The organism is Microbulbifer sp. ABF4_143, from assembly GCF_056160225.1.
Window position 1 is genome coordinate 53,305 of record NZ_JBSWWT010000007.1, and the last position, 24,284, is coordinate 77,588.

The following is a 24,284-nucleotide window of genomic DNA, read 5'->3' on the forward strand; positions in this document are numbered from 1 at the left end:
GGAACCCCTGAATAGCGCCGCAGCCGCCCCGGTTGCGGCGCGCGAGGTCGCTCAATACAATGGGCACCTCACGGCCTTAACCCCCCGTTTGCTAGCGCATCCGGTAAGCGCTATTTCACTCACTTTCCTTTTTCCAGAGAGTATCCATGAAAATTTCCAACCACTCCGTAGTGGAAATGCACTACACCCTGAAAGACGCCGACGGCACGGTCATCGATTCTTCCGCCGGCGGTGAGCCGCTCAAGTACCTGCAGGGTGTGGGCAACATCATTCCCGGCCTGGAAAAGGAGATGCTGGAAAAGTCCGTCGGCGACAAGTTCAGCGCCGTGATCCAGCCGGAGGAGGGCTACGGCCCGCAGAACCCGGAGCTGATCCAGACACTGCCGCGCAGCGCCTTCGGCGGCGTGGACCAGTTGGAAGTGGGCATGGCGTTCCACGCCCAGAGCACCGAGGGCCACCCGATCCAGGTGGAGATCATCGATATCGACGGCGACGACGTCACCATCAACGGCAACCACCCGCTGGCGGGCGTGGAACTGCACTTCGATATCGAAGTGGTCTCCGTGCGCGAAGCGACAGCGGAAGAGATAGACCACGGCCACGTGCACTGATCCCTTCCCGGGGCAGCCGACCGGCTGCCCCATTTTGCCGATATTTCCCCGATCTTCGCGCATTTTCTCCTCCAGTTCGATAGACCGAAAACCGGAGCCGCCGACGGCGCTCAGATGGCCGGCTGCGCCGGCAGGCGCGAGCCGAGGTATCTACACTCTGCGCTATCCGGCCCGTGGCCGCGCGATATCCGAGACACCCGGGCGACAATGGCACCACCCGACAAGATCATCCTCTTCGACAGCCTGTGCAACCTCTGCAACGGCTGGAGCCGCTTCGTGCTGAAGCGGGACAGAGACGCCCTTTTTACCCTCTGCCGTGTACAATCCCCGGCCGGCCAGCAGCTGTTGGCGCACCTGGGACTTCCGCCGGATACCTGCGAGACGATGATCCTGCTCGAGCGCGCCCCGGGCGGCGGCTACCGGGATTACCACCGCAGCGGGGCGGTACTGCGCATCGCCGCGCAGCTGCCCGGTCCCTGGCGCCGACTGTCCTCCCTGTTGCGCCATATACCGCGGCCCCTGCGCGACCGGGTCTACGACGCCGTGGCCCGCAACCGCTACCGGCTTTTCGGCCGGCGGCGGGCCTGCAGACTGCCGGATGCCGCCGAACGACAGCGTTTTTTGGAAGAGTCTTGGGAAGAAATTGATGCTGACTGATCAGTACCTGCAACGCTTCGGCGGCATAGCCCGCCTCTACGGCAACGACGCCCTGGAACTGCTGCACGGCGCCCATTTTGTCGTGATCGGCATCGGCGGCGTGGGCAGCTGGACGGCAGAGGCGCTGGCCAGGAGTGGTGTGGGGCAGATGACACTGATCGATCTGGACGACGTCTGTATCACCAACACCAACCGCCAGAGCCACGCGCTGGCCGGTACCATCGGGCAGATCAAGGTCGATGTCATGGCCGAACGGCTGCGGCAGATAAACCCGGAAATACGCGTGTATACCGAAGAGGAGTTTATCGCCGCGGACAATTTCGCCGAACTGCTGGCCCCGGAAAAGCGCCCCATCGACATAGTGATCGACGCCATGGACTCGGCGCGGGTCAAGGCGGCGCTGATCGCCTACTGCAAGGCGCGCAAGCTGCGCCTGGTCACCGTCGGCTCCGCCGGCGGCAAGCGGGATCCGGGCCGGATCGGCTGCGCCGATCTGGGGCGCACCGTCAACGACCCGATGCTGGCCAAGGTGCGCCAGCACCTGTACCGCTTCCACAACTTCCAGAAGTCACGCAAACGCCAGTTTGGCGTGGACGCCATTTACTCCACGGAGCCGATGGTCTACCCGCAGCCGGATGGCCAGGTATGCCAGCAGAAGAGCGCGATGCGTGACGGCGTGAAGCTGGACTGCAGCGGCGGCTTCGGCGCCGCCACCATGGTGACCGGCACTTTCGGTTTCGCGGCCGCCTCCCGCGGTATAGAGCGCCTGCTACAGAGCAAACGCCGAATTTAATCTAAGCAGACGCAATCGAGTGCCCGCCGCAACAGCGCGTGGAAACCGTTGCTGCGGGACTGGCTCAGGTGTTTTTCCAGCCCCAGTTCGGCAAACAGTTTCTGGAGTTCCCGTTCAGCTATCTCGTCTGCAGTCCTGCCATCGATCTGTGACAGCAGCAGGGCGCCGAGCCCCTTGACCACGCGACTGTCGCTGTCCAGGGCAAAAAAGTGCCTGCCGCCCTCCTCCCGGTGCGCCAGCCAGGCCTCCGACTCACAGCCGCGCACCCGGTTTTCCGGGCGGCGGATGGCGGGCTTGGGGGAGATCGACTTGCTCCAGCGCATCAGCTCGCGGTAGCGGTCCTGCCAATTGCGCTGGGCGGCCAGCCGCTCCAGCTGCAGTGCGGACAGATCGTCGCCGCTCCACCCGCTGACCGGCGACGGCGCGGCGGCCGGCATCTCCGCCAGTTCGGCGTATTCCCTCAGCGCCTGCACAAACTGCACCACATCCTCGCGCGTGTTGTAGCCGGCCAGCGAAGCGCGCACCGTGGCCGTTTCGCCGGCGGCGCGGATCAGTGGCTGGGCGCAGTGGTGGCCAACCCGCACCGCGATATCGCGCTCGTCCAGCCAGTGCATCAGGTCCGCGGCGCTGCCGCTCGCCGGCGCGAAAGCGACGATACCCAGGTTGTGCTGCGGCTGGCTGACAAGGCGCAGCCCCGGCATTGCCGCCAGCTCCCGGTGCAGCTGCGCCATCAGCTGCTGTTCGTGAGCGGCCATGCCGGCGCGGTCCTGGACCGCGAGAAATTCCAGCGCCGCGCCGAGGCCGGCGATCGCCGCCAGAGGCGAAGTTCCCGCCTCGAACTTGTGGGGCAGATCCGCGTAGCGACTCCGGTACAGGTCCACCTCGGCGATCATCTCGCCACCGCCCTGCCAGGGCGGCATGGCCTGCAACAGCGCCTCGCGGCCGTACAGCAGGCCTATGCCGCTGGGACCGTAGAACTTGTGTGCCGAGCAGACGAAGAAATCGCAGCCGATACCCCGCACGTCCAGGGGCTCGTGGGCCGCCAGCTGGGCGCCGTCGACTATCCAGCGCAGCCCCTGCGATTGATAGCCGCGCAGCTGCTCCGCGATGGCCTCGAGATCCGGGCGCACCCCCAGGGCATTGGAGCCGCCGGTCAGAGAGACGATGCGCGTGCGTCCACTCAGCACTTCGCCGAGCCGGTCGAACTGGGGAATGCCCGCCATGTGCGGTACATAGCGCAGGGTCAGCTGATAGCGCTGCGCCATCATCTGCCAGGGCACCAGATTGGCGTGGTGCTCGGCGGTGGAAAGCACAATCTCATCGCCGGGGCTCAGCGCGCTGCACAGGCTGTTGGCCAGCAGGTTCAGCGCCTCGGTGGCGCCGCGGCAGAAGACGATCTCGCGCGGACTGGCGGCGTTTACGAAAGCCGCGGCCTGCCCGCGCACCCGCTCGATCATCGCCGTCGCACGGCGCGCCAGCCGATGGCTGGATCTGTGGGTGTTGGCGTTGCTGTGCAGATAGAAATCGGCGATCGCGTCTATCACCGGCTGTGGCTTTTGCGTGGTGGCGGCGTTGTCCAGATAGACGAGCCGCCGGTTCTCCGCCTGGGCAAATAGCGGAAACTGCCGTTTGAAAGCGTCTGCGGAAAAACTCATAGGGAAAACAGTGTCTCGGCGTTGCGGCGGGTTTGCGCGGCCACCTGCTCCACGGAGATACCGCGCAGGTCCGCCAGCGCCGCGGCAATTTGCGGCAGATAGGCGGGGCTGTTGCGCGCGCCCTGCCGGCCGCAAATGGGCATATCCGGCGCATCCGACTCCAGTAACAGCGACTCCAGCGGCACGGCGGCGAAGGCGCGTCGCGTCTTCGCCGCGCGCTCGTAGGTGATGGTGCCGCCGGCGCCCAGAGAGAAGCCGAGCCCGATATACTCCCGCGCTATCTCCTCGCTGCCACTGAAGGCGTGGATCACTCCGCCGCGCGGGGGCCGGTACGCCTTCAGCAGACGCAGCATATCGCCGTGGCAGCGGCAGGCGTGCACGATCAGCGGCAATTCCAGCTCACAGGCCAATTCCAGTTGCGCGCGGAAACAGGGCTCCTGCTCTTCCAGCGGGGTGACTATGGCCCCGTCCAGGCCGCACTCGCCGATGGCCACGCAGGGCCCGGCCTGCAGCTGCTCGGCGATATCCCGCTGCAACTGCGCCGGCTCCGTTTCCGATTCGGCCACCCACCAGGGGTGGAGCCCCACCGCCGCGTGCCAGGCGGGCTCTTTTTCCACCAGCGCAAACAGCGCGGGCCAGCGCGCCTTGCAGACGCCGGGAATGATCATGCCTTCCACCCCGGCCTCGCGGCACTGCCGCCAGACCTGCTCGCGGTCGGCATCGAAGGCATCGAAATCGAAATGGCAGTGGCTGTCAAAAAATCGCACTTGTGTATCCCCGCATTTGCCCGCATCTTATCACGATCACACCCTCCCTCCGTTTTGCCGGTCCCGAGGTACCAGTGTTAGAAACCCTGATTCCTTTGATATTGTTTACCTTCTCCACCAGCATCACCCCCGGCCCCAACAACCTGATGATAATGTCGTCCGGTCTGAACTACGGGGTGCAGCGCTCGATCCCACACCTGCTGGGTATCTGCCTCGGCTTTCCGGCAATGATAGTCGCCATAGGCCTGGGGCTCGGCACACTGTTCAGCCGTTTTCCGCTGTTGCACGAAGTGATCCGCTGGGCGGGTATCGCCTATCTGCTCTACCTGGCGTGGATCATCGCCCGCACGCGCGAGATGGGCAGCGCCGATAACAGCCGGCCGTTTACCTTCCTGCAGGCGGTCGCCTTCCAGTGGGTGAATCCCAAGGGCTGGATCATGGCCGTGGGTGCCCTGGCCGCCTTCACCGGCCCCAGCGGCGAAATGTGGAGCGACATAGCGCGTATCGCGCTGACATTTATCGCCGTCGGCGGCCCCTGCATCCTCATCTGGCTGATGTTCGGCGTGGGCCTGAAACGCCTGCTGACCGAGCCCAGACACCTGCGCCGCTTCAATATCACCATGGGTGTGCTGCTGGCCGCGAGCGTGTTGCCGATGCTGCTCGAGCGCGGTGCCGCCGGATAGCGTCCGCGGCAATTGTCCCGCAATGGGCGGGGCGCTTCGGCGGCATGGATTTCGACGAGTTTGCCCTTTTCTCCCCCTTGAATTCTTTTCCGCATTTCCCATATCAGAAATCGTGAGCGGCCCGATCGGGCGCTCACAGCGGACGCCGGTGCGCGGCGCCGCAAGTGTCAATTCATTGTTGTTACCTTGCTTATTGAAGAAGGAGGCAATCGTGAACGCACTCTCCCTCACGCCACTGCTGCGCAATTCCGTCGGCTTCGACCGCTTCAGCGAACTGTTTGAATCGGTACTCAACAGCGACGAAAGCACGGGCGGCTACCCCCCGTACAATATCGAAAAACACGGCGAGGACGACTACCTCATCACCATGGCCGTGGCCGGTTTCCAACAGGAAAACCTCAGCGTCACCGTGCAGAACGACCAGCTCACCATCAAGGGTCGCCTGGAGGAAAAGGCGCGCGACGGCGTGGAGTACCTGCACCGCGGTATCGCCACCCGCACCTTCGAGCGCAGCTTCCGCCTCGCAGACCATATGCGGGTAACCGGTGCGAATATCCGCGACGGCCTGCTCAGTATTCGCCTGGTGCGCGAAATCCCCGAGGAGGCCAAGCCGCGCCGCATCCCGATCAGAACTGCCGCCGACGACACAGTGCAGACCGTCAAGGCGCTGGAATCGGAGGGAGGCGTGAAAGCGGGCTGAAGCACCATGTAGGCCTTCCGTGACCCGCTCTTTTCACACTGGCATGTCAACTGCAGAAATCATTGTTGGAGGTCATTGTGGATATCAAAAAAATTGCCCCCTGGAACTGGTTCAAGGACGAGGAGAATTCGCACAGCGGCAACCTGCCCGTGAGCCGCGGGGAGTCGCAGTCCCAATTTCCGCAGGCGCCGCTGGCGCAGCTGCACGAGGAACTGGACCGCTTTTTCGACCGGGTACTGCGCACCTTGGGTACCGACACACCGCTGGCCGGCCGCAGCCCGCTGTTGAGACCGGAGGTCGATATTTCAGCGACGGATGCCGCCTACAGCATCACCGTCGAGGCGCCGGGTGTCGACGAAGACAACCTCCATCTGGAGCTCGTGGACAACACCCTCACCATTCGCGGTGAGAAGAAATTGCAGTCGGAGAGCCGGGATGCGGATTTCTATCGTATAGAGCGCCGCTACGGCGCCTTCCAGCGCGTCTTGTCTCTGCCGGAGGATGCCGACCGGGACAAGATAGACGCCCGCTTCAGAAACGGCGTGCTGACTATCACCCTGCCGCGCAGGGCGCTGCCAAAGTCCCGCGGCAGGGTGATCGATATCCGCAAGGTCGCCTGATCCACAGATGGAAAGCAATGAATCACAGAGGAGTATTCCGGAGGTCAATATGGAAATCTGCCGCGCTATTTCCTTTTTGTTCTGCCTGTTGTCCGCACCGGCCGTGGCGATGCCGGCACCGGAAATCCAGTACAGCGGCGAGCTGCGCTATGTGTCCGGCGGCGTCGGTATAGACGAGCGGCGCGCCCTGGAACGCATCGCCCGGGGATTCGATATCAAAGTGGTGCTGAGTACGGATTCCGGCCACCTGCTCGGCGGCGGGCAGATCAAGGTCAGGGATTCCCACGGCAACCTGGTGTTGAACACCGTCAGCGACGGCCCGGTATTCCTGCTCGACGTGCCGGCGGGCAGCTACACCATTGAGGCCGCCGTCGGCGACCGGGTCCAGGGTATGCGTTTCGAGGCCAATGGCGGCGCCGAACCGCAACCGGCCTACCTGACCTGGAATATCGACGACTCCTATCGTCACTTTACCGCTCTGAACCCCGAAGCCAGCGCGGCTTTCTAAGCCGCACCGGCATTTACTTTGCCACCCTCCGGCGCCCCCCACCGGAGGGTTTTTTTATGCTTTCGGTCGATCATCTCCCCGCATTTCGCCCACTCAGAGCGGCGGTTGGCCGCCGCGGGCAAGCTCCAGCTCGACGCGGAAACTTTTCACCATCTGCCGCATAAACAGGCGCGGGAAGAACCGGTACAGGTAGGCGCCGAACAGGGTCCTGTCGCGCGGAAACAGGCGCTCTTGGCCCCGCTCCAGCGCGGTGACGATTCTACCGGCCATCCAGTCGGCACTGCGCACCCGGCCGATAGTGCTCTGTTTATGCGCCGCGCGGCCGCCGTCTCCCGCCAATGCATTGGCCTCGATATTGGTGGCGACGAAACTCGGGTAGACCATCAACACCCGGATGCCCTCATCGCGCACCTCCTCGCGGAAGGTCTCGAAATACTGGTGCAGCGCGCTCTTGGCCGCACAGTAGCCGGCGCGCCCCAGCACCGGCATCCAGCCGGCCATGGAGCTGATATTGACCACGCAGCCGGAGGCGGCGCGCAGTGGCGCCAGCAGTCCCTGAGTCAGCTCCACCGGCGCGTGGTAGTCCACCGCCATCACTCGGCGGATCACGGCGCTGCTGGTCTGCGTGGACAAGCTGCGGTGTGTGATGCCGGCGTTGTTCACCAGCAGATCCACACGCGGGTAGCGCCGCCGCAGCTGCCCGGCCAGCGCCGCGACCTCCTGTTCGCAGGACAGGTCGGCGGCGAAGGCCTCGGCCTCAATGCCGAGCCCGCGCAGCCGCCGGACCCGTTCGTCCAGGGCCCGCGCGGAAATATCCACCAGGGCGAAACGCCCCGGGCGCGCGGCAGCCAACGCCTCGACTATGGCCCAACCGAGGCCACCGGCGGCGCCGGTGACCACGTATACCTTGTCCCCACCGTTCACGCCGTGCTCTCCGCGGCTTCCGCTTCCGGTTCGATACCGAGGGCTTCGCGCGCGAAGTAGTCAAAAGCTTCGGCGGAAGTCTTCTCCGGCACGAATCCCAGCTCTTCCTTAAGGCGGCGGTTCAGCAGCACCGGCCGGTATTGCAGAAACATCACCTGCCTGGGATGCCTGTCGCTCAGGCGCAGCGCGTAGCCGATCCCCAGCAGCAGCTTGACCAGCCACACCGGCGGCCTGCGCAACGGCTTACCCAGCCGGCGCGCTATCTGCTCCGGCGTGAGGGCGCCGTCGCCGGCCAGATTGTAGATGCCGCTGGCATTGCGCTGCAGGCCGAACTGGATGGCGCGCACCACGTCCCGGTCCCAGATAAACACAAAGGGCGAATTGTGACCGCCCGGATCCAGTATCGCCCTGCCGGAAAACAGTCCGGCAATCTTGTTACTGGTGGTGGCGCCGACTACGGAACAGGGTCGGAAGATCAGCTGTTGCAGGCGCGGGTACTGCTTGCGATAGGCGGCCAGCATCTCCTCCACCAGGCGCTTGTTGTCGGAATAGCCAAACTCCCGGTTGCCGCGCAGCGGGTGGTGTTCCTCCAGCCACTCGGGATTGTCGGCGTGGTAGCCGTAGGCGGCGCCGCTGCTGGTGACGGTGATATGTTCGACCCCCGCGTAGATACAGGCCTTGAGCACGTTCTCGGTGCCCAGGACATCGATGCGGTATTCCGCCTCGCGGTCGCGACTCGCGGCGACCACCGAGGCGAGGTGCACCAGGTGCGTGATGGATTCGGCGCGCAGCAGTTCTCCCAGGGCCGGGTCACAGATATCCATCGCAAATATCGGAAAGGCCGCCGGCCGCGGGCGGATATCCACCCCCACTACAGGCATTTCCCTCGCCAGCAGTTCCCCCAGCTGGTGCCCGACGTATCCGGCCGCGCCGGTAATCAATACCCGTTTCTTTGTCATCGCTATCGTCTTGCTATTGTCAGGACTGCTGACTTCGCGGCAGAGCGCCTCGCAGCCCCCATTTTTGCTCGCGAAAATTCCAGTAACCGGCCAGGCCGAGGCCTGCCACCAGATGCCAGACACCCCAGAAGCCCGCCACGACGAGCATTTCCCCGGCGGACGGATAAAAGGTAAACAGAATGGCCAGCGCCAGGCCGGAATTCTGAATCCCCACTTCCATGGTGACCGCGCGGCGCTCCGCCAGCGGCAGGCGCATCAGACGGCCGCTGCAATGGCCGATCGCAAACGCCAGTGCATTGTGTGCGACGACCAGCAGCAGAACGGCACCGGCGACCTGCAGCGCCGTGTGCCAGTGTTTGCTCAGGGAGACAGCCACAAACAGCAGGAACACCAGCAGCGATCCGCTGCGGAAGAAGGGCTCGCTGCGCCGGGCGAATTCCGCAAAACGCGCCCCCACCGTCATGCCCGCGACCATCGGCAGCGCCAGCACCAGCACTACCAGCAGAACCATGTTTTCCGCCGGCAGTGCTATCGCCTGCAACAGTTCCCGCGTATAGGGGTTCAGGCCGCCGTAGAGGGCAAAGTTGAACGGTGTCATCACCACCGCGATAAGGCTCGACACCGCGGTCATACTGACCGAAGTGGCCACACTGGCCCGGCCTATCCAGGTCATCACATTGGAGAAGGTGCCGCCGGGGCAGCAGGAGACGAGAATCATGCCCAGCGCCAGGCCCGCATCGATCTGCAGCCACCAGGTCACCAGGCCGGTTGCGGCGGGCAGCAACAGAAACTGGGCCACCAGCCCCGTGACCGGCGCCAGCGGTCGACGCAGCACTGCGGCGAAGTCCGCCGGGCGCAGCCCCAGGGACACGCCGAACATCATCAGCGCCAGAATCGCGTTCAGCGCCAGCAGCGCCGCCGGCGACATCTGGAAACTGTGTGCCACCGACTCCGGCAGGTTGCTTTCCACTAGGCTGCTCCCGCGCTTTGGGTCAAAGCGGCAGTATCCCGCGGTGCCAGATCACGCCGCAAGTCCGCAGTGTGACCGCGCAGTGCCTTCAGGTAGGTGTCCTTGTGCACATAGTAGGCCATGCGCTCGAGCTGCAGATAGCGCATACCGCCGTCCGCGCGCCGCGCCGCGCGCTCGCGCTTGATGGCCTGGAAACGGCGCGCGGACTCGGCGCCCAGGGAGAGCTGGCGGATATACAACGCCACCAGCTCCGCCTGCTTGTTGCGCCCCTCCCAGCCGAGACCGGCGGCCTCGACCATCCCCATCAGGAAGAGGTTGTCGTACTCCGGGTGGAAAACGTTCAGGTACAGGCGCGGCGCATAGCCGACCCAGTTCAGGTGCCCGGTGTCGATAAACGGATAGTGCAGCTTGTAGCCGGTGGCGAGCAGCAGCATATCGTAATCGCCGCTGCGGCCGTCCTTGAAAGTCACGGTGTTGCCGTCGATGGCCGCGATATCCCCCCGCGGCCGGATATCACCGTGGCCGATATGGTGCAGTATCAGCGAGTTGATCACCGGGTGGGATTCGAACATCCTGTAGTCCGGCTCCGGCAGGCCGTACTGGCTGGGGCGGCCGAGTATAAACCGGCTCAGCGCCGCACTGACGCGCTGCTGGATAAAGCGTGGCAGTTTGATCCGGCCACCCACGGCGTCGGTGGGCCTGCCGCCGATAAACTTGGGCAGGAAATAGTAGCCGCGGCGCAGGCTGATATCGACGCTCGCGGCCCTGTGCACCGCATCCACGGCGATATCCGCCCCGCTGTTGCCGCAGCCCACCAGCAGTACCCGCTTGCCATCGAAGATGGCCGGGTCCCGGTAGTCCGCGGAGTGCAGCAGCTCGCCGGCGAATTCGCCCGGCAGCTGCGGCAGATTCGGGTGGTGCAGCGTGCCGTTCGCAATCAGCAGACCGCCGAAGGTGCGCGTCTGTTCCCGCCCCGCCCCCTCCCCGCTGACGACGCGGGTGGTAATGCGCCAGTCGCCGCCATCGCGCTCACAGCGCACCACCTCGGTATTGAACTCGTAGCGCTCGTACAGACCGAACTGTTTCGCGTAGGCGCGGAAGTAATCGCGCAGTTCGCTGTGATGCGGAAACTGCGCCACATGGTCCGGCATCGGAAACTCCGCGAACTCGGTCATTTTCTTTGACGAGATCAGATGTGCCGACTCGTACATGGTGCTGGTCGGGCTGTCGATGTCCCAGAGACCGCCCACATCACTGTGGATCTCGAAGCCGACACAGGGGATGCCGTATTTGCACAGGTTGCGCACTGTACACAGGCCCATCGGACCCGCACCGATTACCGCATAGGGTTTCATTGTTATTCTCCCGCCGGCTGCTTCGCCGCGCTCTGTCCCTTTGAAAGCAATATACCGTGACAAGAACACAGCGGATCGTCATAATCGGGCGCTCATTGGTTAATTGCGGACAGAGATAGTGAAACCCGCAGACTGTAGAAGCGTCACCCTCAGTTACACACGAGCTATTGCGGCAGCCCTGAACAGCCTGGGGCTCTCCATGCCGGAGAGCGCCGCGCGTATATTGTCCGGGATAGACGACAAGCAGCGAGTCCCGATGGGCGTGCAGGAACAGCTGTGGCTGGCGCTGGCGGAGGCCCATCCCGATCCGCTGCTGGGGGTGAAGCTGGGCCGCGCCATGCACAGCAGCCAGATGGGACTGGTCGGCTATCTGCTGATGACCCAGAAGACCATCGGCGCCGCCATAGAACAGCTGCTGATCTACCACCCGCTGGTGGGCGAAGGCGGCCAGTTCGAACTGCGCCGCGGCGCCCACCACGTCGACCTCTGCTACCAACCCAACTACCTGCGCTGCGCCCAGTTGCGCGTGGAGACGGTCCTGTCCGCCTGCCTGGCGCAGGCGCGCGCGATGAGCAGCCAGCCCTTCCGCGCCCAGAGTCTGCTACTCGCCTACCCGACCCCCTCACTGGCGCTACAGCAGCAATATCAGCAGCTGCTGCAGACTCCGGTGCAATTCAACGCGCCGGTCTCCGCCATCCGCTTCCGCCCCCAGGACCTGGAAATACCGCTGGTGGCGGCCGACCGGCAGGTGATGGCGCGCCTGAAACCGGAGGCGGACGCCCTGCTGCGCGCCCTGTCCAACAAAAGCCTGCAGCTCCAGGTCACCCACCTGCTTCAGCACGAGCCGCAGCTGACCCGCGAACAGGTGGCCAGCCGCCTGTGTGTCAGCCCCCGCCACCTGGGGCGCAAACTGAGGGAGGAGAACGCCAGCTTCCGTGCGATCCAGGACGAGGTGCGCAGCCAGTACGCGCGCCGCTGGCTGCGCGACGGGGACATGAACAACGCGGAGATAGCCGCCGCCCTCGGCTACTGCGACGAGAGCGCCTTCGGCAAAGCCTTCCGGCGCTGGACCGGAGCATCGCCCAAGGCGTACAAGAAAGGGGAATGTTGAGCGGCGGGCGAAAACCGCCCCGACCGGAAAGCGGCGACGGTACCCTCAACCGACAGGTGCAGCCTCGCGCAGGAATCGGCGCAGGGCCGGCAGCAGCGGCGCCAGGGATTTGTATTTCGCCTCCTCCGGCGACAGGCGCTCGAGCGCGCGGCGCAGGGCACCGACGGCGCCCGGCAGCGGCAGCAGATCCCGCAGCGGGTTGATCATCACCCGAATGGTAAAGGCGACCGCGCCGGTTTGCGGCAGGCGCCGCAGCGACTGGCGCTCGACGCGCAGATAGAGGCTGTCGTCCACAGCCGCGGACGCGCCGCGCTGCATCAGCTCGGCGGAATTGACCACCGTCCAGTTGCTGCGCCACACCGGATAGTCCGGCAGCAGGTGGTCGAAGAAACGCGCCACCCGCGATGAAAGCTTGTCGCGGAAACCGGGCACCGGGCCGTGAATCGCATCCAGCGGGCGGCCGATCTTTTCCTCCAGGCGCCAGTAGCTGGGTGCCGCCAGCGACGCGGCCGTGAGTTCGTAGCCGTGCGCCCCCGGTTGCAGCAGGCACAGGTCGTCGGCCACCCACAGGCTCGCATGCCACAGGGGTTCGCCAGCGTCCGCCAGCGGCCAGCACAGGGAGGCGCCAGGGACCCGCCAGTGCAGGCGGCTGGCGTCGGCAAAATAGGCCCGGTGGTGTCGGCGCAGGTGCCGCAACAGCAGATGATGCAGCTCCCGCTGCGCCTCAACGGAGCGCGGCAGTTGCGCGAAAACCCGGTCGCCGAGCTGGCGGCGTGCGCGCAATTTGTTGTGAAAGTAGTTTGGCAGCCTGGCGCAGGGCTGAATCCAGCAATGGGGCTCCAGGCGCTGCAGGCCCATATGCACCATCTCCGCCGATTGCAGAAATGGCAGGATCATCGCGCCGCCCTCCTGTGCGTAGCGGCGCCCGGAGTCCGGGATAGTGGCGGCCATCTGGGATATTCTCACAGGCGCGGCCGGGGCCGCGCCCGCAGGAGGCGTCTTAGCGCGCCGCGGTCTGCTCGGCCGTGGCCGCGCGCAGTGCGGCCAGATCCTCCAGCCAGACGATGTCCTGCACCGCGACCTGGCGGCCGGTCGCGTTGGACAGCGCCGCGCTCAGCTGCTGCAGATCGTCGCCCTCGGCGGCCAGGCTGTCGATTGGCAGCTGCAGCCAGACCTGGCCCTGCTGGTCGATCACCTTCAGCGCCTTGTCGCTGTCGATACCGCTCACATGGCGATCGATCGCGGAGGAGCCGCCCGGCGGCAGGTAAATGGTGCCGTTGGTGAAGTCGACGGCAAAGGCCACTATACCAGGCAGTATGCCGAACAGCAGGGCGGCCCCATCGAGGATCACGACAACCGGATCCACCCGGCCGCCGGCCTGCCCCTTGCGCTCCGGATACAGGAAATAGCCACAGGCGCTCAGATTCATCGCCATCACCAACAGGCAACTGGCGGCGACGCCGCGTTTAACGCTTCTTTTCATAATCGATCTCTTCCAAAGGCTCGAACCGGCGGGATGGCCCCACAGCAGGTCGGTTAGCTTACCGAATCCACCAGCGCGCCGGAAGTGGCGCCAGTTGTCGCAACTGTGGCACGGGTCGCAAAGCCGGAATCCCCGCCCGAGCGCTTTCCCGGCGGACTCGGGCGCCACAGGTCAAAAGTTAACCAATGCTGCGCCAATCGCCGCGGAGACTTCCCACAAGCCCACCCCCACTGCCTAAACTTTGATCAGCACCAGTTGCGAGTTGTAAGGGAGATGTACGCAATTTCTGAAGGTGCGCGGTTTCGCACTTGTGATCGGGCCGGGCAGTGAGCAGTCGCCAGGGGTCGGACACCGGAAATTTCAGGGAGCAGTAGTCGCAGCAGGTGCCGCCAGGGAACGGCTAAAGCACGGTATCGGAATCGATACCGTGCTTTTTTATTGTCTGCCGGTTTCCCCGGGCCCGGACTGAAATCTTATTCCATCCGCTGTATCCTGCCCGCCATCGAGTGAGAGGCTGACGGTCGGAGCTTGCGTTGCGCGCACCGGCATACGCAACCACCCCCGCTCGGCGCCAACCACTGCCAACGCCCGCCGGCCGCTGAAAATCGTTTTGCAACAGCCGGCTAAAACTGAATAAACAACTGGAGTCCACTCATGTATATCACCAGCGCCTTTGACAGCGGCAATATCGAAGTCGTCAACGCCGACAGCCGCCCGGTGGAACTGGCGATCCGCCAGGACAACAATTCCGATTTCTACCAGTGGTTCCACTTCCGCCTGGAGGGCGAAGTGGGCGAGAGCTACCCCCTGCGCATCGTCAACGCCGGCAAGGCCGCCTATCCCGAAGGCTGGGAGAACTACCGCGTCTGCGCCTCCTACGACCGCCAGAACTGGTTCCGTATCGGCGCCGAGTACGACGGCAAGACCCTGGACTTCACCGTGGAACTGGATCAGCCCAGCATCTACCTGGCCTACTTCGCGCCCTTCTCCTGGGAGCGCCACCTGGATCTGCTGGCCTGGGCACAGAGCAACGACCGCGTACAGCTCGAATCCCTCGGCAAAACCCTCGACGGCCGCGATATGACCCTGTTGACCGTGGGCGATGCCGAGGCCGCCAAGCACCGGGTGTGGATGATCGCGCGCCAGCACCCGGGGGAAACCATGGCGGAGTGGTTTGTGGAGGGATTTCTGGAAGCCCTGCTCGACGACGCCAATCCGGCGGCCCAGAGTCTGCTCGCCGACACCGTCTTCTACATAGTGCCGAACATGAACCCGGACGGCAGCGTGCGCGGCCACCTGCGCACCAACGCCGCCGGCGCCAACCTGAACCGCGAGTGGCTGAACCCGAGCATGGAGAAGAGCCCGGAGGTCTACCTGGTGCGGGAGAAGATGCTGGCGGTTGGCGGCGATATCTTCCTCGATATCCACGGCGATGAGGCCCTGCCCTACAACTTTGTCGCCGCCTGCGAAGGTATTCCCGGCTACGACGAGCGCCACGCCAAGCTGGAGGAGACCTTCAAACGCGCCTTCGCGGCGGTCAGCCCGGACTTCCAGACCGAGCGCGGCTACGACCTGGACAAGCCCGGCGAGGCCAATATGACCATCGGCACCAACTGGTGCGGCCACCAGTTCCGCACCCTGGCGCTGACCCTGGAGATGCCGTTCAAGGACAACGACAATCTGCCGGATCCTATCGAGGGCTGGTCCCCGGCGCGCTGCCAGCAACTGGCGCGGGATATCCTCTTCCCGATTCGCGAGACGCTGAAACTCCTCTGACAATATCGCCCGCGTGTGCGGCCCGTGACCGCGATCAACAGAGGCAATTTCCCTGCCCGGATCGCGGTCGCGAAGCTCCCCCGAGAAGCGATGCAACAACAAAAATTACTGCGGCAGACGTAATATTCAGCACAGAATGCTTCGGCGGCTGTCGCGCTTTTTGTTAATTTAACGTTTCAGAATAAGAGCCACAGGAAGAATCTATGCGTATTCCCTCTCTCTGGCGCCGCCTGGGTCTGGCGGTTGCCGTCAGCGGCGCCCTGACCGCGTGCGGTGAAAAAAACGCCACCCCCGAACAGGAAAATGCCGCCGGGCCTGCGGCCCAAACCGAACAGCAGGCACAGCAACAGGACAGCGCGACGCCCGCCAAACCGCAATTGAGCGAAACGGAACAGGCCCAGGTGGACGCCATGGCCGCGGACCTGCACAAGCATGTAAAAGTGCTGGCCTCCGATGAATTCGAAGGCCGCGCGCCCGCCACCAAGGGCGAGGAGCTGACCGTCAATTACCTGGCGGAGCAGTTCAAGGCCGCCGGCCTGGAGCCGGGCGCACTGGACGCCGACGGCAAGCCCAGCTGGTTCCAGCAGGTGCCGGTGGTGGAAATGCAGATAGAGACCACACCGCTGGAAATCAAAGGCGAGAACTTCGACAAGAGGCTGCAGCCGCTCACCGACATGGTGGCCTTCACCCAGCGCCAGACGGAATCCGCCGCACTGGAAGACAGCGAGCTGGTATTCGTCGGCTACGGCATAGTCGCGCCGGAAAACGACTGGAACGACTACGCGGGCCTGGACATGGCGGGCAAGACCGCAGTGATCCTGGTCAACGACCCCGGCTACGCCACTCAGGACAAGGCGCTGTTTAACGGCAACGCCATGACCTACTACGGCCGCTGGAGCTACAAGTTCGAGGAAGCCGCCCGCCAGGGCGCGGCCGGCGCCATCATCATTCACGAAACCGGCGCCGCCGGCTATCCGTGGGAGGTGGTCAGCGGCAGCTGGTCCGGCGCCCAGATCAGCCTGGCCGCAGAAGACAAGAACGCAGACCGCGTCGCGGTGGAAGCCTGGATCACCAACGATGCGGCGCGCGAGGTGTTCGAGGCCGCCGGTCTGGACCTGGCGAAAGAAATGCAGGCGGCCAAGACCCGCGGCTTCAAGCCCAAGTCCCTGGGCCTGACCGCCAGCGTCGAGCTGAAAAACACGCTGCGCAGCTCCAATTCCCGCAACGTGGTGGCCAAGCTGCCCGGCAGGAAGTACCCGGACGAGGCGATCATCTACACCGCGCACTGGGATCACCTCGGGGTCAACCCGAACGCCGAGGGCGAGGACCAGATCTTCAATGGCGCCGTGGACAATGCCACCGGTACCGCCGGCCTGCTGGCCATCGCGCGCCAGGCTGCGCAGATGCCGCAACGCCCGGACCGCTCACTGGTGTTCGTCGCGGTGACCGCGGAGGAATCCGGACTGCTCGGCTCCAAGTACTACGCGGAAAACCCGGTAGTGCCGCTGGAGAAGACCGTCGCCGGCATCAACTTCGACGCCATGGGCGTGCTCGGCCCGATGCGCGATGTGATCGTGGTCGGCTACGGCAACAGCGAGCTGGAAAAACTGCTGGAGAAGGCGGCCGAGAAACAGGGCCGCTACCTGGCACCGGAGGATCACCCGGAGCGCGGCTACTTCTACCGCTCGGACCACTTCAGCCTGGCGAAGAAGGGCGTGCCGATGCTGTACTTCGACTCCGGCAGCGACAGCTTTGAACACGGGCGCGAGTGGGCCAAGAAGAAGGGCGAGGAATACAACGCCCACGTCTACCACAAGCCCGCCGACGAGTACGATCCCGAGTGGAACCTGAAAGGCGCGGCCATGGACCTGTTGCTGGGCCTGCAGCTGGGTCTGGAACTGGCCAACAGCCGCGACTGGCCGAACTGGTATCAGGGCAATGAATTCCGCGCGATCCGCGACGCCAGCGCCGAAGCCCGGAAGTAGACGCAATGGTAGGGGCGAACCCGGTGTTCGCCCGAGCGGGCCAACGGCCCGCTTTGCCGGGCCGCCGCTCGGCGCTCCCAAACCACTACGGTGAAGGCAGGCTTACCGCCTTCCCCGCATTTCCTTTCACAGGGCCACCAGGGTTTCGAAACCGCCCCAGAACATCCGCTTGCCGTCGAACGGCAGCTTTTGGGGATCCATCATGTCCGCGAGGCGCGGATCCTTCATGACCTTCTCATTGATTGCATCCCGCTTCTCACGGGACTCGTAGACAATCCACGCAAAGACCACGATTTCCCCCTCCTCGAGCTTTACGCTCTGTGGAAAGGAAGTCACCTCCCCCGCTTTGACATCATCGGCGACACATTCGATATATTCCAGCGCACCGTGCTCCTTCCACACCTCACCGGCCCGCTGCGCCATCTTGCGGTAGGCCTCCAGATTTTTCTTCGGTAGCGGCAGTACAAAGCCGTCCACATAACGCGCCATCGTCAATCTCCTCTTCGGTGTTCGGGGATTCGTCAGGATTGCATCGCTTTGAACTCGGCGGCGGCCTCCTGCACGTCCTCGGGGAAGTCGTCGAACTCCTGCACCTGGCGCAGCTCGATAATCTCGTTGTCCGATGCCGGGCAGCGCTTGGCCCACTCGATCGCCTCCTCCTTGGACGCGACGTCGATCATCCAAAATCCGCCCAGCACCTCGTTGGTTTCCACACAAGCGCCGTCGGTCACCGTCGCTCTGCCGCCGGAAAAGGACACCCGCGCGCCGGCGGACAGCGGATGCAGCCCCTCCAGGCTGACCAGCACGCCGGCCTCCTGCAGCTCCGCGTTGTACTTCATCATCGCCTCTACCGCCTTGGCGTCCGGCATGGCACCGGGGTCAGCCTTCTCGTAGCCCTTGGGAATCATCAACATCATAAAGCGCATATCGGCACCCCTTTTCACAAATGAACTATTTCGGCGCTTGAATTCAGCCGCGACCGGCCGCCTTACCTACTGGTCGGCAGACACCGGGTCCTTTCGACAGCTTTGAGACAATTTTTTTTATAGCCCGCCCGAGCGTCGATTGCGCAACAAAAAAGCCCCGCCGTTACCGGCGGGGCTTTCAGTCACTATGTATGGGGACGGGAGAGAAATCAGGCGCTGACGGCGGCCTCTATCTTCTTCAATTCCTCGTCGCGCAGTTCGCGGCGCAGTATCTTGCCGACATTGGTCTTCGGCAGATCGTCGCGGAACTCGATCTGCTTCGGCACCTTGTAGGCGGTCATATTCTCGCGACAGAAGGCGATGACCTCCTCCTCGGTCAGGGACGCATCCGCCTTTACGACGAAGAGTTTCACCGATTCGCCGCTCTTGTCGTCGGGCACACCGATAGCCGCGGCTTCGGCCACCTTGTCGTGCGCGCTGACCACATCCTCGATTTCATTCGGATATACGTTGAAGCCGGAGACGATGATCATGTCTTTCTTGCGGTCGACGATCTTGATATAGCCGTCGTCCTGAATCACGGCCATATCCCCGGTGCGCAGCCAGCCCTCGCTGTCCAGGGTTTCCGCGGTGGCCTCGGGGCGCTGCCAGTAGCCCTTCATCACCTGCGGGCCGCGCACGCAGAGCTCGCCCGGGGAGTTGTTCGGCAGGTCGTTGCCGTTTTCGTCGATAACCTTCACCTCGGTTCCCGGTACCGGTACGCCGACGGTACCCAGTTGCACCGCGTCGGCCGGGTTGAAGGACACCACCGGAGAGGTCTCGGTCATGCCGTAGCCCTCGGTGATCACGCAGCCGGTCATCTCCTCCCAGCGCTTGGCGGTGTCGCGGGTCAGGGCCATACCACCGGAGGCGGTGGTGTGCAGCTTGCTGAAATCCAGCTCGGCAAATTCCGGGTTGCGCATCAGGCCGTTGAACAGGGTGTTCAGGCCGCAGAAACCGGTGAAACGCACGCCTTTCAGGGTTTTCACGAAGGCCGGGATATCGCGCGGATTCGGTATCAGCAGCGAGTGGTTGCCGGTGGCAAAGAGGCACATGCAGTGAATGGTGAAGGCGTAGATATGGTACAGCGGCAGCGGCGCCACATAGAGCTCCTCGCCCTCCTTCATGGAATCGCCCAGCGCCTCGCGCACCTGCTCCATATTGGCGACCAGGTTGCGGTTGGTCAGCATCGCCCCCTTGGCGACGCCGGTGGTGCCGCCGGTGTACTGCAGCACCGCGATATCTTCCGGCGCGCGCTGCACGTCCCGGTGGGGCTGCTTGGCGCCCAGGGCCATGGCGTCGCGGAAATTCACCTGGTTGGCGAAGGAGAACTCCGGCACCATCTTCTTGATGTATTTGGCGACACTGTTGATCAGGGTGCGCTTCAGCGGGCTGTGCAGATCGGCGATCTCAGTCACTATCACCTTCTTGACGCCGGTTTCGGGCACGACCGAGGAGGCGGTGTCGGCGATATTCGCCAGCACCACCAGCGCCTTGGCGCCGGAATCGTTCAGCTGGTGCTTGAGTTCGCGCTGGGTGTACAGCGGGTTGGTGTTCACCACCACCAGGCCGGCGCGCAGGGCGCCGAATACGACCACCGGGTATTGCAGGACATTGGGCAGCTGTACCGCGATACGGTCGCCGGGCTCCAGATCGGTGTGGTTCTGCAGGTAGGACGCGAATCTGGCGCTGAGCCTATCGATATCGCCGATGGAGAGCGTCTGTCCGAGGCAGGTAAAGGCCGGCCGGTCACTGAATTTGGTCCAGGCGCTTGTGAATACGTCGAGAATGCTGCGATCGATGTCCAACTGTCTTCTCCCAGTCCTAATTGTTGTTGTCGCTTGTCCACATCTTCCGTTCTTATAGACGAATTCCGCCATGAGCAGGGGATTGCGGACATTTATTTATTGTTTGTAGTCTTTTCTGCCGGCTGGAAAGGACGGGATGACTCCCTCTTTCCGTCTTATTCAGTGTTCCGCAGGAAAAAGGTCCGCCAGAGAGGCGGCCATGTCCCTGTCGCCGGAGTAACGAACCTCACCCAGTAAAAAAGCGTGGCGCGCACTTAAACGCCCGTCCAATATAGCACTCAATGTGCCATTTGCCATTTCCAAAATGAGCGTCGGGTTTTCCGCCTGCCCGAAGTGGGAGGCAACCCGCGCCGCGCCGGACCCGCCACCCCCGGATTCCGCGGAAAAAGCCAGGAAAAAATCACTGGCGTCCGGTAGCCGGAACTGTACCCGAGCCAATGGGTACGAACAAGCGAGGCGCCCGAGGCGCTCCAGTATCTGTTCCGGCAGCTGCATGAAAATCTCTCGTTATTGAACCCGCGCCGCAACGGGAAACCCGCACTCGGGATTGCCGCTGCTGGCGCACCATAAAAAAACCGCCGGCAAAAGCGGCGGTTTTTTTGGCGGAACAGACATCAGAAAGCGAAGTGTTCCGCGTCCAGCTCCATCAGGTTGTCCGCGCCGCTCTGCATGGCCGCGGCGTGGCTGGCAGTGCGCGGCAGAATGCGGTCGTAGTAGAAGCGCGCGGTGGCCAGCTTGGCGCGGTAGAATTCCGCATCGGCGGCGCCACCGGCCAGCTTGTCATTGGCGACCTTCGCGGCGCGCGCCCACAGATAGGCCTGCACCACATAACCGGAGAACATCAGGTAGTCGACGGAGGCCGCACCGACTTCGTCCGGGTTCTCCATCGCCTTGGCGCCGACGTGCATGGTCAGGTCGCCCCACTGCTTGTTCAGCTCCTGCAGTTTGGTGACGAACGGCGCCAGCGCCTCGTTGTCTATCTCGGCCTGGCAGAACTTGTGCACGATTTTGGTGAACTTGCGCAGCAGCTCGCCCTGGCTCATCAGCACCTTGCGGCCCAGCAGGTCCAGCGCCTGTACGCCGGTGGTGCCCTCGTAGATGGTGGAGATGCGCGCGTCGCGCACATTCTGCTCCATGCCCCACTCGGCGATATAGCCGTGGCCACCGAAGCATTGCAGCCCCAGGTTGGCGGCCTCGTAACCGGTCTCGGTCAGGAACGCCTTGGCGATCGGCGTCAGGAATGCCAGCAGCTCGTCGGCCTCCTTTCTCTCCTCTTCGCTGCCCTTGTGGGTGCGGTCCACCTGCTGCGCACACAGCAGTATCAGCATACGCGCGCCCTCGGCGAAAGCCTTCTGGGTCAGCAGCATGCGGCGCACGTCCGGGTGCACGATAATCGGGTCCGCCGGGCCTTCCGGATTCTTGGGGCCGGACAGGGAGCGCATCTGCAGGCGATCCTTGGCGTAGGCCAGGGACTTCTGGAAGCCCGCCTCCGCATGGGCCAGGCCCTGCAGCGCGGTGCCCAGGCGCGCGGTGTTCATAAAGGTGAACATGCAGTTCAGCCCCTTGTTCGGCGGGCCGATCAGGAAGCCCTTGGCGCCGTCGAAATTCAGCACCGCGGTGGCGTTGCCGTGGATACCCATCTTGTGTTCCAGGGAGCCGCAGGTCACACCGTTGCGCTCACCGACACTGCCGTCTTCACTGGGCAGGAACTTGGGTACGATAAACAGGGAGATGCCCTTGGTGCCGGCGGGGGCATCGGGTAGGCGCGCGAGCACGATATGCACGATATTCTCGGCCATGTCGTGCTCACCGGCAGAGATAAAGATCTTGGTGCCGGTGATGGCGTAGGAGCCGTCTTCGTTGGGCTCGGCCTTGGTGCGCAGTATGCCGAGGTCGGTGCCGCAGTGCGGTTCCGTCAGGCACATGGTGCCGGTCCAGGTGCCCTCCACCAGCTTGGTCAGGTAGACCGCTTTCTGCTCTTCGGTGCCGTGCGCCTCCAGGGTGTTCATGGCGCCGTGGGACAGCCCCGGGTACATGCCCCAGGACCAGTTGGCGGTACCCACCATCTCGCTCAGAATGGTGCCCAGCGAGGGCGGCAGACCCTGACCGCCGTACTCGGGGTCATGGGCCAGCGAGGGCCAGCCCGCCTCCACAAACTGCTGGTAGGCTTCCTTGAAGCCCTCCGGCGTGGTGACCTCGCCGTCATTCCAGGTACAGCCCTGCTGGTCACCGATCTGATTCAGCGGCGCCAGCACGTTTTCGCAAAACTTGGCGCCCTCCTCCAGGATGGCATCGACCAGATCCGGAGTGGCCTCCTCGTAACCAAGGGATGCGTAGTGCTGGTCCCAGTCCAGCAGTTCACGCATCGCGAAGCGCATATCGCGCAGTGGAATCTTGATATCGGTCATCCTGCTACCCTCAATTCACTTTCTGTTGCCCGATGGCCGGAGAACCGGCCGGTCAATTTTGTGACTGTTTTTTACGATTGGTTCATCATAGTAGCAAGACGACGGCGTCCTCTATGGCCAAATCCGTCCAAAGCGGTGACAGATTGGTGCGGGGTGGTCGGTGTGACTGGAGGGACGAACCTTGTTTTCGCCCCGGCCCGGACGAGCAGGCTGTTGTTCAACAGCCTTCTAGCCACCCTTGCGGCTGCGGTATTCGCCGGGGGTGATACCGGTCCACTTCTTGAAGGCGCGGAAGAAGGCGCTGGACTCGTCGAAGCCGAGCATCTCGGCGATCTGCGCATTGGACAGGTCCGGGCAGCTCAAGTAGTGGAAGGCGGCCTCCATGCGGCACTCGTCCTTCAGTTTCTGATAGGAGGTGCCCTCCTGCTGCAGGCGTCGGCGCAGCGTGGTGACCGACATGTTCAACCGCTCCGCCACCACTTCGGCGGCCGGCATCGACTCGCTCACATCGCGGTTCAGGATTGTCTTGACCTTGGTCTTGATACTGTTGGCACTGCCGTCGCTGATCACCAGGTGGTAAGGGGCGGTGCGGATAAAATCCTCCACCGTCTGCGGGTTCTGTACCACCGGGTAGTCCAGGTAGCGGCTGTCGTACTCCAGCGCGTTGACCGGCTGTTCGAACAACAGCTCCCCCGCCTCGCTCTGTGCCAGGGTGCGGAACTCCTCCGGACACGGGAAAGAGAAGTGCAGCCGCGCCAGCGGAATCTCGCGCCCCACCAGCCAGCAGTAGAAACGGTGCCAGACCGCCAGCGTGGTGCGGATAACACCGGGATCCGTCTTCGCGATCAACTGCTCGAACTCGCCCTCGCCGAGGGAGCTGATACCGCGGATCGCCACCCGCTCGCGGCCGCCTTCGGCGGGCTCGAACGCCGGCTTTACCTTGAAACCGCGACAGATCTCCATGAATTCGGCGGACAGGGTGATCGCCTGGCGCACCGTCGCGCAGTTGATCACCGTCAGGCACAGCAGGCGGAAGGAGCCGGAGCGCACGCGCCCGCCGCTCAACATGCCGAACCACTCGTCCTGCACCTGCCACATAACCCTCTGGTACAGGCGGCCGTACTTGAGGGCGGAGAAGGCGGCGGCGCCCTCCAGCTCCCCCTCGCCTATACCCACCGAAGCCAGCAGCTCGCCGCGGTCACAGCCGTGGCGGGCGGCCTCGTCCAGCAGCCGCTCGAGATAGGCAATGGGGATACGGATATCCTCCGCCGGCACCGACATGCGTTACTTGCGCCTGCGCAGCCAGTTCAACAGGGCTCCAAACCCCACCGCCGCGGCGATGATCACCGCGAGTATGACCAGCAACAGCACCAGGTAGGAAGCGACATCCTCCACCGGAAGATCCCAGCTCCATATAGCCGCGGCGATAAAGGCGATGCATGCAAGCACACTGGTAATAAAAGAACGGCGACTCTTTTTGGCCATGGGATTTCAGAGCATCGATTGAAGAAGTGGACACATGGTTTCCACCTTGCGGCGGCGCTAC

Annotated in this window: 25 protein-coding genes; 10 read left to right on the plus strand and 15 right to left on the minus strand. The window is 63.8% G+C overall.

The window, feature by feature from the left end:
- Nucleotides 1-146 precede the first annotated feature (146 nt).
- The 3 genes from ACXAF3_RS07210 (at nucleotide 147) to tcdA (ending at nucleotide 2,061) form a co-directional block, all read left to right on the plus strand.
- Nucleotides 147-611, plus strand: a complete 465-nt coding sequence (locus ACXAF3_RS07210) for an FKBP-type peptidyl-prolyl cis-trans isomerase (protein ID WP_475111620.1) — start codon at nucleotides 147-149, stop codon at nucleotides 609-611.
- A gap of 207 nt (nucleotides 612-818) precedes the next feature.
- Nucleotides 819-1,268 carry a thiol-disulfide oxidoreductase DCC family protein gene (locus ACXAF3_RS07215; protein WP_475111621.1) on the plus strand — a complete coding sequence of 150 codons (450 nt, stop codon included), beginning with the start codon at nucleotides 819-821 and terminating at the stop codon, nucleotides 1,266-1,268.
- Complete coding sequence (gene tcdA, locus ACXAF3_RS07220) at nucleotides 1,255-2,061, plus strand: tRNA cyclic N6-threonylcarbamoyladenosine(37) synthase TcdA (RefSeq protein WP_475111622.1); 807 nt, start codon at nucleotides 1,255-1,257, stop codon at nucleotides 2,059-2,061. The genes ACXAF3_RS07215 and tcdA overlap by 14 nt, the downstream gene beginning before the upstream one ends.
- On the opposite strand, the gene ACXAF3_RS07225 is transcribed toward tcdA, so the two are convergent.
- Nucleotides 2,058-3,716 carry an aminotransferase class V-fold PLP-dependent enzyme gene (locus tag ACXAF3_RS07225; protein WP_475111623.1) on the minus strand — a complete coding sequence of 553 codons (1,659 nt, stop codon included), beginning with the start codon at nucleotides 3,714-3,716 and terminating at the stop codon, nucleotides 2,058-2,060. The two genes, tcdA and ACXAF3_RS07225, sit on opposite strands and share 4 nt — an antisense overlap.
- Nucleotides 3,713-4,483 (minus strand): TatD family hydrolase, encoded by a 771-nt coding sequence (locus ACXAF3_RS07230; RefSeq protein WP_475111624.1) that lies wholly within the window; start codon nucleotides 4,481-4,483, stop codon nucleotides 3,713-3,715. The genes ACXAF3_RS07225 and ACXAF3_RS07230 overlap by 4 nt, the downstream gene beginning before the upstream one ends.
- A 74-nt stretch (nucleotides 4,484-4,557) precedes the next feature.
- On the opposite strand from ACXAF3_RS07230, the gene ACXAF3_RS07235 reads away from it, so the two are divergent.
- From ACXAF3_RS07235 to ACXAF3_RS07250, 4 genes are all read left to right on the plus strand, one after another.
- Nucleotides 4,558-5,166 (plus strand): LysE family translocator, encoded by a 609-nt coding sequence (locus ACXAF3_RS07235; protein ID WP_475111625.1) that lies wholly within the window; start codon nucleotides 4,558-4,560, stop codon nucleotides 5,164-5,166.
- A gap of 211 nt (nucleotides 5,167-5,377) precedes the next feature.
- Nucleotides 5,378-5,866: an Hsp20 family protein gene (locus ACXAF3_RS07240; protein ID WP_475111626.1), complete on the plus strand. Its 489-nt coding sequence runs from the start codon at nucleotides 5,378-5,380 to the stop codon at nucleotides 5,864-5,866.
- A gap of 77 nt (nucleotides 5,867-5,943) precedes the next feature.
- Nucleotides 5,944-6,486: an Hsp20/alpha crystallin family protein gene (locus tag ACXAF3_RS07245; RefSeq protein WP_475111627.1), complete on the plus strand. Its 543-nt coding sequence runs from the start codon at nucleotides 5,944-5,946 to the stop codon at nucleotides 6,484-6,486.
- 7 nt (nucleotides 6,487-6,493) lie between these two features.
- Nucleotides 6,494-6,994, plus strand: a complete 501-nt coding sequence (locus ACXAF3_RS07250) for a hypothetical protein (protein WP_475111628.1) — start codon at nucleotides 6,494-6,496, stop codon at nucleotides 6,992-6,994.
- Between the two features lie 93 nt (nucleotides 6,995-7,087).
- Here the strand turns inward: ACXAF3_RS07250 and ACXAF3_RS07255 are convergent, their stop codons facing one another.
- From ACXAF3_RS07255 to ACXAF3_RS07270, 4 genes are read right to left on the minus strand one after another with little or no spacing between them, the layout of a single operon-like run.
- Nucleotides 7,088-7,918, minus strand: a complete 831-nt coding sequence (locus tag ACXAF3_RS07255) for an SDR family NAD(P)-dependent oxidoreductase (RefSeq protein ID WP_475111629.1) — start codon at nucleotides 7,916-7,918, stop codon at nucleotides 7,088-7,090.
- On the minus strand, nucleotides 7,915-8,877 hold the full coding sequence (locus ACXAF3_RS07260; RefSeq protein ID WP_475111630.1) for an SDR family oxidoreductase: 963 nt from the start codon (nucleotides 8,875-8,877) through the stop codon (nucleotides 7,915-7,917). Before ACXAF3_RS07260 ends, ACXAF3_RS07255 begins: the two co-directional genes overlap by 4 nt.
- 19 nt (nucleotides 8,878-8,896) lie before the next feature.
- Nucleotides 8,897-9,847, minus strand: coding sequence for a bile acid:sodium symporter family protein (locus tag ACXAF3_RS07265; protein ID WP_475111631.1), 951 nt, complete (start codon nucleotides 9,845-9,847; stop codon nucleotides 8,897-8,899).
- Nucleotides 9,847-11,202, minus strand: a complete 1,356-nt coding sequence (locus ACXAF3_RS07270) for a flavin-containing monooxygenase (RefSeq protein WP_475111632.1) — start codon at nucleotides 11,200-11,202, stop codon at nucleotides 9,847-9,849. Before ACXAF3_RS07270 ends, ACXAF3_RS07265 begins: the two co-directional genes overlap by 1 nt.
- Before the next feature lie 118 nt (nucleotides 11,203-11,320).
- Between ACXAF3_RS07270 and ACXAF3_RS07275 the strand changes: the two genes are divergently transcribed.
- Entirely contained in the window at nucleotides 11,321-12,313 is a 993-nt protein-coding gene (locus tag ACXAF3_RS07275) for an AraC family transcriptional regulator (RefSeq protein WP_475111633.1), read from the plus strand.
- Between the two features lie 45 nt (nucleotides 12,314-12,358).
- Here ACXAF3_RS07275 and ACXAF3_RS07280 read toward each other — a convergent pair whose 3' ends face one another.
- Together ACXAF3_RS07280 and ACXAF3_RS07285 are read right to left on the minus strand one after the other, a co-directional pair.
- The gene (locus ACXAF3_RS07280) at nucleotides 12,359-13,264 is read right to left on the minus strand and encodes a heme-dependent oxidative N-demethylase family protein (RefSeq protein WP_475111634.1); all 906 of its coding nucleotides are present in this window, start codon (nucleotides 13,262-13,264) and stop codon (nucleotides 12,359-12,361) included.
- A 49-nt stretch (nucleotides 13,265-13,313) separates the two neighbouring features.
- Nucleotides 13,314-13,796, minus strand: coding sequence for a hypothetical protein (locus tag ACXAF3_RS07285; RefSeq protein ID WP_475111635.1), 483 nt, complete (start codon nucleotides 13,794-13,796; stop codon nucleotides 13,314-13,316).
- A gap of 654 nt (nucleotides 13,797-14,450) precedes the next feature.
- Here ACXAF3_RS07285 and ACXAF3_RS07290 point away from each other — a divergent pair.
- Both ACXAF3_RS07290 and ACXAF3_RS07295 read left to right on the plus strand, forming a co-directional pair.
- On the plus strand, nucleotides 14,451-15,572 hold the full coding sequence (locus tag ACXAF3_RS07290) for a M14 family metallopeptidase (RefSeq protein WP_475111636.1): 1,122 nt from the start codon (nucleotides 14,451-14,453) through the stop codon (nucleotides 15,570-15,572).
- 203 nt (nucleotides 15,573-15,775) lie between these two features.
- Nucleotides 15,776-17,557 carry a M28 family metallopeptidase gene (locus tag ACXAF3_RS07295; RefSeq protein ID WP_475111637.1) on the plus strand — a complete coding sequence of 594 codons (1,782 nt, stop codon included), beginning with the start codon at nucleotides 15,776-15,778 and terminating at the stop codon, nucleotides 17,555-17,557.
- A gap of 126 nt (nucleotides 17,558-17,683) precedes the next feature.
- On the opposite strand, the gene ACXAF3_RS07300 is transcribed toward ACXAF3_RS07295, so the two are convergent.
- From ACXAF3_RS07300 to ACXAF3_RS07330, 7 genes are all read right to left on the minus strand, one after another.
- Nucleotides 17,684-18,046, minus strand: coding sequence for a DUF1428 domain-containing protein (locus tag ACXAF3_RS07300; protein ID WP_475111638.1), 363 nt, complete (start codon nucleotides 18,044-18,046; stop codon nucleotides 17,684-17,686).
- Between the two features lie 32 nt (nucleotides 18,047-18,078).
- A complete protein-coding gene (locus tag ACXAF3_RS07305) occupies nucleotides 18,079-18,483 on the minus strand; it encodes a YciI family protein (protein ID WP_475111639.1) in 405 nt (134 codons plus the stop codon).
- Between the two features lie 209 nt (nucleotides 18,484-18,692).
- Nucleotides 18,693-20,330 carry an AMP-binding protein gene (locus ACXAF3_RS07310; RefSeq protein WP_475111640.1) on the minus strand — a complete coding sequence of 546 codons (1,638 nt, stop codon included), beginning with the start codon at nucleotides 20,328-20,330 and terminating at the stop codon, nucleotides 18,693-18,695.
- A gap of 159 nt (nucleotides 20,331-20,489) precedes the next feature.
- Nucleotides 20,490-20,825, minus strand: a complete 336-nt coding sequence (locus ACXAF3_RS07315; protein ID WP_475111641.1) for an SCP2 sterol-binding domain-containing protein — start codon at nucleotides 20,823-20,825, stop codon at nucleotides 20,490-20,492.
- Between the two features lie 119 nt (nucleotides 20,826-20,944).
- Nucleotides 20,945-22,738 carry an acyl-CoA dehydrogenase C-terminal domain-containing protein gene (locus tag ACXAF3_RS07320; RefSeq protein ID WP_475111642.1) on the minus strand — a complete coding sequence of 598 codons (1,794 nt, stop codon included), beginning with the start codon at nucleotides 22,736-22,738 and terminating at the stop codon, nucleotides 20,945-20,947.
- 228 nt (nucleotides 22,739-22,966) lie between these two features.
- Nucleotides 22,967-24,019, minus strand: coding sequence for an AraC family transcriptional regulator (locus ACXAF3_RS07325; RefSeq protein ID WP_475111644.1), 1,053 nt, complete (start codon nucleotides 24,017-24,019; stop codon nucleotides 22,967-22,969).
- A gap of 3 nt (nucleotides 24,020-24,022) precedes the next feature.
- Nucleotides 24,023-24,223 (minus strand): hypothetical protein, encoded by a 201-nt coding sequence (locus ACXAF3_RS07330; protein WP_475111645.1) that lies wholly within the window; start codon nucleotides 24,221-24,223, stop codon nucleotides 24,023-24,025.
- Nucleotides 24,224-24,284: the final 61 nt, after the last annotated feature.